The organism is Stenotrophomonas sp. 278 (genome assembly GCF_003935715.1).
Lineage (GTDB): Bacteria > Pseudomonadota > Gammaproteobacteria > Xanthomonadales > Xanthomonadaceae > Stenotrophomonas > Stenotrophomonas maltophilia_AH.
Genome location: NZ_RHPP01000003.1, coordinates 77,794 through 87,117 on the forward strand (window position 1 = coordinate 77,794; position 9,324 = coordinate 87,117).

General features: G+C 66.4%; 6 protein-coding genes. 2 read left to right on the forward strand and 4 right to left on the reverse strand.

What is annotated here, in order from left to right; translation table 11 throughout:
• Positions 1-502: 502 nt before the first annotated feature.
• The 3 genes from mqo to EGJ34_RS01200 all read right to left on the reverse strand — a co-directional run bounded on the left by mqo (position 503) and on the right by EGJ34_RS01200 (position 3,958).
• Entirely contained in the window at positions 503-2,203 is a 1,701-nt protein-coding gene (mqo, locus tag EGJ34_RS01190) for a malate dehydrogenase (quinone) (RefSeq protein ID WP_125358254.1), read from the reverse strand.
• Positions 2,204-2,343: 140 nt separating this feature from the next.
• Positions 2,344-2,928, reverse strand: a complete 585-nt coding sequence (locus EGJ34_RS01195) for a hypothetical protein (protein WP_125358256.1) — start codon at positions 2,926-2,928, stop codon at positions 2,344-2,346.
• A gap of 124 nt (positions 2,929-3,052) precedes the next feature.
• Positions 3,053-3,958, reverse strand: coding sequence for a LysR family transcriptional regulator ArgP (locus tag EGJ34_RS01200; RefSeq protein WP_125358257.1), 906 nt, complete (start codon positions 3,956-3,958; stop codon positions 3,053-3,055).
• A 134-nt stretch (positions 3,959-4,092) separates the two neighbouring features.
• Here EGJ34_RS01200 and EGJ34_RS01205 point away from each other — a divergent pair, with 134 nt between their 5' ends.
• Positions 4,093-4,728 carry a LysE family transporter gene (locus tag EGJ34_RS01205; RefSeq protein WP_125358259.1) on the forward strand — a complete coding sequence of 212 codons (636 nt, stop codon included), beginning with the start codon at positions 4,093-4,095 and terminating at the stop codon, positions 4,726-4,728.
• A 124-nt stretch (positions 4,729-4,852) separates the two neighbouring features.
• Entirely contained in the window at positions 4,853-6,835 is a 1,983-nt protein-coding gene (locus EGJ34_RS01210; protein WP_125358261.1) for a prolyl oligopeptidase family serine peptidase, read from the forward strand.
• Positions 6,836-6,881: 46 nt separating this feature from the next.
• On the opposite strand, the gene EGJ34_RS22055 is transcribed toward EGJ34_RS01210, so the two are convergent.
• The coding region (locus EGJ34_RS22055; RefSeq protein WP_185750028.1) for a hypothetical protein at positions 6,882-9,324 on the reverse strand (2,443 nt) is incomplete at its 5' end.

The following is a 9,324-nucleotide window of genomic DNA, read 5'->3' on the forward strand; positions in this document are numbered from 1 at the left end:
GCCCGTGAACGGCGGCTGCGATGACACACAATACGTATCGCTGGGCGTCCCCACCCCGGCACGCCCCAGACAGTTGGCCGGTGGCCACGGAAGATCACAAGCCATCACCGGCCCAACTGGAATCGGAATGCCCCGGTGGGATCGGTCGAAAGACGATCGCCGTGAAATCCCCAACAATCGATAACGCATGACAATGGATCGGGGCCGCCGTTGATTTTGATCTTCGATGGCCACCGACGCACTGTCGATGGCGGGGCGGGGTGGGCTGGAGGGGGCGTGAGCCGCATGGATGCGGCGATCGAGGCTACAGGGACGTACTTGCGCCGTCCCCCGGAACGCCCATCCCGACCCGCCAAAACACGGGAACCGATGACCACCGGCTGTTCGCCAAAAACCAACAGCAGCCGGGCAAGCCCGGCTCTACGGGAGCCATCCACGCGCAAAAGAAAACCGGCTCCCCGTAGGAAGCCGGTTTCCAGAGATCCACATCAGGCGGTAGTGATTACAGCGCCTGCATCTCTTCGTTCGCGTTGCGCTTTTCCTTCACCGGAGCCGTAGGAGCCACCGGAGCCGGCGGGGTCAGCATGACGGCCGCGCTGGTGTCTGCCGGCACTTCCAGGAACGGCAGGTTCAGCGCCGCGCTGGTCTGGCCGCGGATCTCGTTGGTCAGCGCCGCGCTGTCGTTGAGCTTGCGCCCGTACGACGGCACGATCTCCTTCAGGCGTGCTTCCCAGCCGGCTGCCATCTGTTCCGGGAAGGCCTTCTTCAGCAGGTCCAGCATGATCGGCGGCGAGGTGGAGGCACCCGGCGAGGCACCCAGCAGGGCGGCAAGCGTGTGGTCCTTGTCGGTGACGATCTCCGTGCCGAACTGCAGCACCGAACCCTTTTCCGGGTCCTTCTTGATGATCTGCACGCGCTGGCCGGCGGTGACCAGTTCCCAGTCCTCACGCTTGGCGGTCGGGAAGTACTTCACCAGTTCCGCCTGGCGGTCCGCATCTTCCAGACGCGCCTGGCCCATCAGGTACTTCACCAGGTCAAGGTTTTCCAGGCCGACGTCCAGCATGCCCGCCACGTTGTTGTGGTTCACCGACGAATACAGGTCGAACCACGAGCCGTGCTTCAGGAACTTGGTGCTGTACAGCGCAAACGGCCCGAACAACACCACCGGCTTGCCGTCCAGCTTGCGCGCATCCAGGTGCGGCACCGACATCGGCGGCGAACCGGTTTCGGCCATGCCATACGCCTTCACGCTGTGGCGGCTGGCAATTGCCGGGTTCTTGAACGCCAGGAACTGGCCGCCCACCGGGAAGCCCGCGTAGTTCTTCGATTCCGGAATGCCCGACAGCTGCAGCAGCTTCAGCGCCGCACCACCGGCACCAATGAACACGAAGCGCGACTTCACCGTCGATTCCGTACCGGACTTCAGGTCGGCCACGGTCACGTTCCAGCTCTTGTCGTCGTTCTGGCGCAGCGCGCGGACTTCATGCTCCAGGTGCAGCTTGAAGTTCGGGCTGCGCTGCAGGCCGGCGGTGAGCTGGCGGGTGATCACGCCGAAGTTCACGTCGGTGCCCAGCGGCATCCAGGTCGCGGCAACCTTCTGGTTCGGGTCGCGACCTTCCATCAGCAGCGGGGCCCACGCCTTGATCTGCGCCGGGTCTTCCGAATACTGCATGCCGTAGAACAGCGGGTTCTTCGACAGCGCCTGCTGGCGCTTGTGCAGGTAGGCGATGTTCTCATCGCCCCAGACGAAGCTCATGTGCGGCGTCGGGTTGATGAAATCGCTGGGCTGGCTCAGCCGGCCTTCTTTCACTTGATGCGACCAGAACTGGCGCGATACCTCGAACTGCTCGGCGATGCCGACCGCGCGCTTGGTTTCGATGCTGCCGTCCGGCAGCTCCGGGGTGTAGTTCAGTTCGGCAAAGGCCGAATGCCCGGTGCCCGCGTTGTTCCAGCCGTCGCTGCTTTCCAGCGCCACGCCGTTCAGGCGCTCATAGACCTGGATGTTCCAGTCCGGCTGCAGTTCCTGCAGGAACGTGGCAAGGGTGATGCTCATGATGCCGCCGCCCACCAGGACGACGTCGACCGGCTTGTCGTTTTCCGCCGCCGGGACCGAACGCTGGTACAGGGGCCAGTACAGGAACACGGCCGCTGCCAGCAGCAACAGCACGAGCAGGCCGAGAACGACCTTGGCTAACTTTTTCATGGATATCTCTTAGGGGGAGATGGGAGGAGGATGACCACGCCCTGGGGAAGAAGCGTGAAGAAACAACCGTTTGGCGCATCCTGCGGGCGATTTTATCCCGAAACGGTACGGATTTGGTGCAACGCAGCATCGCGCGGCGCTCAATCTGCTGCCAGGTTGAAATACTCCGCCAGGAAATATCCGCACTGATACACCAGGGCCACTGTCGCCAACGCCACATGTATCCGCCGGCTCCGACTGACCATGCCCACCGCGGCCACCGCCAGCATCACCGCCGTGTGGATCGGGTACGCCTCGCCCAGCATCACCCAGCGGCTGTGGCCCTTGATCGAGGTATCACCCAGGTCCAGCAGGGTGACCAGCGCCAGCATTCCGAAGAACCCGCCCCGGCGCTGCAGCAGGTAGTGCTCGTAGCTGTCGTAGTCGCGCAGGTCGTCCGGAAACAGCAGCACGCACAGCAGGTACCAGCTGGCGCAGTAGGCCAGCACGAACAGGTACAGCCCGAAGGTCCAGCGATGCACCTGGACCAGCCGGAACTCCCACCACCAGAAGGTCACCACCGAGATCAGCGCCCACAACACCCAGGCAACGTGCAGCCACGAACATCCCCGACGCGCCGGGTTCTCGATGATCTGCGCCAGCCCGCGCAGCAGGGTGGTGATGCTCAGTCCCAGGATGATGCTCAGCACCACCCGGATGTGCAGGTAGAGCGGATCGCTGTCCATGCGCGGATGTTGCGCGCGGGCAGGTGGGGGCACCGTGTACGTCGCGGCGGGGCCGCCCGACCAACGGTCGGGCGCTACCGGGAAGGACGCGCCGGTAGGTGCCAACCGTTGGTCGGCACGGCGGTCAACGCTTCTTCCGCACCAGCCCCGTCGACGCCGCCAGCACCGCCCGGGTCAACAGCGCCATCGTCTTCACGTCGCCCTTCCAGTGCTGCCAGTACAGCGGCACGTCTTCCCACGCGCGCTGCTTCATCAACACCAGCCGGCCGGCTTCCAGATGGCGCTTTACCAACGGCAGGGGATTCATGGTCCAGCCCAGGCCCCCCAGGTTGGCCTGCACGAAGGCGCGGGTCGACGGAATCCACCAGGTGGGAGCTGTCATCGGCAGCTCTTCCCCGGCGAGGCGGCGGGCGAACCGCGCCTGCATGTCGTCCTTCCGGTTGAATACCAGCACCGGGGCCTGCGCCAGCGACTGCGCGTTGACGCCTTTGGCAAAGTACTTCTCATGGAAGGCCGGAGTGCAGGTGGCGGCGTAGCGGATGCTGCCCAGCGGGTGGATCTGGCAGCCCTGCACCGGTTCGTCCAGGGTGGTCACCGCGCCCAGCACCGCCCCCTGGCGCAGCAGCGCCACGGTATGGTCCTGGTCCTCCAAGCGCAGGTCCAGGGTGGTACCGGTCTGCTCGGCAAAGCGCAGCGCGGCTTCGGTGAACCAGGTTTCCAGGCTGTCGTGATTGACCGCCACGGGGATGCTGGCCTGCGGCAGGTCCTCGTCGGCTATGCCCATCCGGTGCAGGGCGTCGTGCTCGAGCAGCGCGGTCTGTTCGGCCAGCTGCACCAGCACCTGGCCTTCCTCGGTGGCCACGGCCGGTGAGGAGCGCTTGACCAGCAGCCGGCCGACCCGATCCTCCAGTGCCTTGACCCGCTGCGACACCGCTGAGGCGGTCACGTTGAGCGACTGCGCGGCGCGCTCGAAACTGCCCTCGCGGATCACTGCGGCGAGGGCCCGGAGCTGGGCATGGTCGATGCGCATCGTCTTAAGTTCCGCTAAAGATGGTTTAGCAAGTTTAGCTCTACTTTTTCATGTTGCGGCGCGACAATGCGCGCCATCCGGTGCTGTACGCCTTGGCGAGGCACCACCCCCACAGCAAGACAGGCGGTCCTTCCATGTTCTCCATCATCTCCGGCGGCCCCGGTCTGGCCGCGTGGTTCAGTGGCGCAGCCGCTGGCATCGGCCTGTTCGCGGTGGTCGGTGCACAGAGCGCCTTCATCCTGCGCCAGGGCATCCTGCGCAAGCACATCGTGCCGGTGGTGGCGACCTGTGCGGCGATCGATGCGATCTTCATCTTCGCCAGCGTGGCGGGCCTGAACACCCTTACCCGCGCGCTGCCGTGGCTGACCACGGTGGTGCTGTGGGGCGGCGTGACCTTCCTGGCGTGGTACGCCTGGCAGTCTGCGCGGCGCGCGCTGGCCGGTACCGGGGGTCTGCAGATGGACGACAGCGACAATACGTCGCGCCGCGCGGTGCTGACCGCTGCGGTAGGCTTCTCGCTGATCAATCCGCACTTCTGGCTGGACATGATGGTCATCGGTTCGATCGCCGACAACTTCGGCAACGAGCGCATGGCTTTCGCTGCCGGCGTGGTCACGGCCAGCTGCCTGTGGCTGACCGCCCAGGGCCTGGGCGCGCGCCTGCTGGCCCCGTTGTTCACCAAGCCCAAGACCTGGCGCATCCTCGACGGCACCATTGCGGTGATCCTGTCGGTACTGGCCCTCAGCCTCGCGTTCCGCGGCGTGCACTGATACCTCTCTCCGTCAGTGCAGGCCACCGATGGCACCGCGCAAGCGGTGCCATTTTCTTTTGTGCCGGATATTTCTGTGGCTAGAATCGCCCATCCGGACAGGGTGTCCGGCATCAGGGGGAAGGATGCGTTACTCGACTCTGGCGGCCCTGGCCGCTGCGACACTGCTGTGCCTGCCGGTGGCCACCGCCACCGCAGTGGATCTTGAGCAGTACCTCAAGCGGGACACCTTTACCGACATCAAGCTGTCGCCGGGCGGCGAGTACTACGCCGCCACCGTGCCGATGGAAGACCGCACCGCGGTGGCCATCCTCAATCGCAGCACCGGCAAGATCGAAGGATCGTTCGTACCACCGCGCAACAACCACGCCGACAGTTTTGAGTGGGTCAACAACGAGCGCGTGCTGATTGGCCTGGCGGAGAAGTTCGGCTCACTCGACGCACCGAGCCCGACCGGTGAGCTGTACGCCATGAATGCCAACGGCGGTCGCGGCGAGCTGCTGGTCGGCTACCGGGTGGAAAGCCAGGGGCCGGGCACCCGCATCCAGCCCAAGAAGGTCGAACCGGTGGCGGCGTTCCTGATCGACCCGGTGCCAGGCGAAGACCGCAGTGTGTTGATCTCGGTCTGGCCCTTCACTGAAGACCCGTATACCCGGGTCGACAAAATGGACGTGGCGTCCGGGCGCAGACAGACCGTGGCGCGCTCGCCGGTGCGCCGCGCCGACTTTGTCAGCGACCTGCAGGGCGAAGTCCGCTTCGCCCACGGGGCTGGCTCCGACAACGTCAACAAACTCTACTATCGCGACGCCAAGGGCTCCAGCTGGAAGCTGATCAACGACGAGGCGGTCACCGGTCGCATCGAGTCGGCGCAGGGGTTCTCGGAAGACGGAAAACTGGCCTATCTCCGGGTGGAGCAGCCGAACGGACCCGACGCCATCGTCAGCTGGGATCCCCTCACCGACGCCCGCGTGGAGGTGTTGCGCGACCCGGTGGTGGATCCGCACCAGCTGATCTTCCGCCCCGGCACCCGCATTCCGGTGGGTGCGCTGTTCCTCGGCGACACGCCGCGCACTCGCTTCTTCAACGAGAAGTCGGCCGACGCACGTCTGTATCGGAGCCTGGAGGCCGCCTTCGGCGGCGATGCCGTGTTCATCACGTCCAGCACCCGCGATGGCCGGCACGTTCTGGTGGAGACCTGGTCGGGTCGCAACCCGGGCGACTTCTATATTTTCGACACCGTTGAAAAGAAGGCCGACCACCTGATCAGCCGCAGCCAATGGGTGGACCCCGACAGGAGCGCCAGGGTCCAGCCGTTTGCACTCAAGGCCCGCGATGGCATGCCGTTGCATGGCTACCTGACCCGGCCGGCCGGTGCCACGGGCCGCACGCCGATGGTGGTGATGCCGCACGGCGGTCCGTTCGACGTCTTCGATGATGGCAGTTACGACAGCGAGTCCCAGCTGCTGGCTGCGGCCGGCTATACCGTGCTGCAGCTCAACTTCCGTGGTTCAGGCAATTTCGGCCGTTCGCATGAGCAGGCCGGTGCCAGGCAGTGGGGAGCCGCCATGCAGGACGACATCACCGATGCCACGCGCTGGGCGATCGAGAACGGGCATGCCGATGCATCGCGCATCTGCATCTACGGGGCCAGCTATGGTGCCTATGCTGCCCTGATGGGAGCTGCACGTGAGCCGGGCCTGTACAAGTGCGCCGCGGGCTACGTCGGGGTGTATGACCTGCCGCTCATGCACACCACCGGCGACATCCAGCGCCGTGGCTCGGGCGAAACCTACCTGAAGGAATGGATCGGCGATCCGAAGAAGCTGCTCGACGTGTCCCCGGTGAATCTTGCCGGCAGCATCAAGGCGCCGGTGTTCCTTGCGGCGGGCGGTGAAGACCAGCGTGCACCCGAGCAGCACACCAGGCGCATGGAGGATGCGCTGAAGAAGGCGGGAGTGCCGGTGGAGTCGCTGTACTACCCAACGGAGGGCCACGGCTTCTACACCGATCCACACCGCCGCGAGTACTACAGCAAGCTGCTGGCGTTCCTGTCGCGCAGCCTGGGTGGAGCGTCGGCGACCGCGGCCGCGACCAGCGCGCAGCCGTGATCACGCGCAGGTGCCGCCGAAACTGGCGGCACCTGCGACGCAGGCATCAGAACGCGGCGTTCAGATGCAGCTGGGCGCGCATGTCACGCACGCCGAGCAGACGCTCGGCAAACACCGAGCCGCCCAGGTTGAACCGGCGGTGGCGGTAGTCGGCTCCCAGCATCAGGCGGTATTCCATTCCCGACGGCGACAGCCCGGGTACCTGGAAGACTTCCCCCTCTGCCCCATGCAGGGTCGCATGGCGGGCGCTGGCATGGTGGGCCAGCGAGCCCAGCAGTGCGGCATCGCCGCGCAGTGTCCACCCGTTGCCCAGGGCACCGCGGAAGGCGGTACCCAGTTCCAGCTGCACGCCACTACGGGTGCCCGCGCCGACCGACAGACCCAGCGAATCGGCCCCATACTCGTGGAAGGCCGCTTCATTGGCATGGTAGGCATGGGCCCCGAGGCGCGGCTGCCAGTGCAAGCCCGCCGCGGTGATCTCACGCGTCAGCGTGCTGCCGAAGCGGGTGCGTGACAGACTGCGCTGGCTGTGGGCGCTGAAGCGGGTGCTGCCCCAGTTGAGCTGACGCTGGCCGTCGGTCTGGTGCCACTCGTTGCCCAGGTGGTGCTGCAGGGTGAACGCCCCCAGCGACTGCGCCAGGCCGACGCCGGCGAAACGCGACTGCGAGCGGGTCTGGCCACCGTCGGTGGAGAAGTCCGAACCGAGCAGGCCGGTGCTGATCTGCAGCTGGCGGCCGTTGCCCAGTGCCAGCGCCATCTGCATGCCGGTGCCCACGCCCTGCACACCGGCGGCGTCCTGCGAACCCGAGCCGAAGGCCACCATGCGGTAGCCCGCATGCGAGGGGGCGCTCGCCAGGCTGGACCAGAAGGCGTCGGCATTGGCGGTCAGGCGCATGCCTGCCGCAGCAAGGCCGGCACCGGAGAGCTGGTTGAGCGCGCGGTTGAACTCGGCCTCCGAGCCCACTTCCAGGCTGTGGTACAGCGCGTTGTTGTCGTAGCCCGCTTCCAGCGCGGCGGCAATGCCCTGGTGAGACTCGGCCGCGAGGTCGCGGTAGTCGTTACGGGTCATGGTGACGTCCACGTTGCCGTCGGCGTCGCGCTCGGCCTGGGCGTGCCAGACCACCGTGGCACTGGCGATGTTTTCTTCGCCGCCGTCGGCACCCACGAAGACGTCGTCCAGATGGATCTGCGAGTCCGCACTGCCGCGGGTGAAGCCGGTATCGACGGTGACATCGGCCAACGCGCCGCCGTCATGCAGCACCAGCTGGCCGGCGCTGCCGTCGGCATTGGTGCCCACGGTGTAGCCGCTGATGCCCTTTGGAGCCTGCCAGCCGAGGTCCGGAGCAGGCCGGTCGGCGTCCTGCGTGGGGGCATCGGCATGCATGCCGCTGCCGTTGCCATACACGTTGACCTTGCCGTTGTTGATCAGGCGACCGCCGCCGTCAGCGCCCATTTTGAACGCATGGGAGTTGTCCGCGTGGATGTTGATCACACCGTTGCGTCGGTTGTTGAGGGTGGCCGAGCCATCGGACTGCATGGCGACCATGTTCTGGCCGTTGTTGCCGCCGGCCACGCCGAGGTTGATCACGCCGTCGTTGATGACGGTGGCCCCGCGTGCACCGGACATCGCGACCGCGCCATCGCCGGTGACGGTGATCGTGCCCTGGTTGAGGAGGGTCGCCTGCGCGCCTTCCGCATGCAGCGCAGACTGGCCGCGTGCGTGGCTGGTGATCTGCCCGCCGATCCGGTTGATGCCGGTGCTGGCGTGAGTGTCGGCGACCAGGGTGAGCACGCGCGCGTCGCTGTCCAGGGTAAGGGTGCCGTGGTTGTTGAAGGCTTCGATGATGTCGCGATCGTTGCCCACGCGCGCGGTGTTGGCGTGCACCAGCGCGCCCTGTGCGAACACGCCGCTGGCGTTGAGCGTGCCATGGTTCTCGAACTCGGACATGCCGCCCAGCACGAAACCACCGCCGTCGACCGTGAGCAGCGCATCGCGGCGACGCTCGCCGTTGTCGAACTCGCTTTCGCCGGCCAGCGTGACCAGCGTGTCGCGCAGCGTCATGCGGCCGAGGTTCTCGACGTCCGACTCGCCGTCCAGCTGGATGCTCGCGCCCTGGGCCGTGAACGTGCCATGGTTTTCCAGGCTGCCGTCGCGCTGCAGGTGCAAGGTGCCGCGCAGGTCCAGCTGGCCGTGGTTGTCGAGGTCACCATCGTTCTCGACCAGCAGCCGGGCGGCCTGGCCGATGTTCAGCGCACCGCGGTTGCGCAGGTGTCCGTCATTGCGCACGGTGAGCGTGCCGGCATTGACGTGCAGCGTCCCTTCGTTGCGGGCGTCGCCCACCACGCGGGTTTCCACGTTCTGGTTCCAGCTCACCTCCGTTCCCTGGGCGGCCAGGTGCTGGTTGCGGTCGTACTGGCCGCCTTCCTGGCCCGGTGCGTCGCCGCCTGGGCCCCCGGGGCCGCCCGGACCGCCCGGGCCACCACCGCCG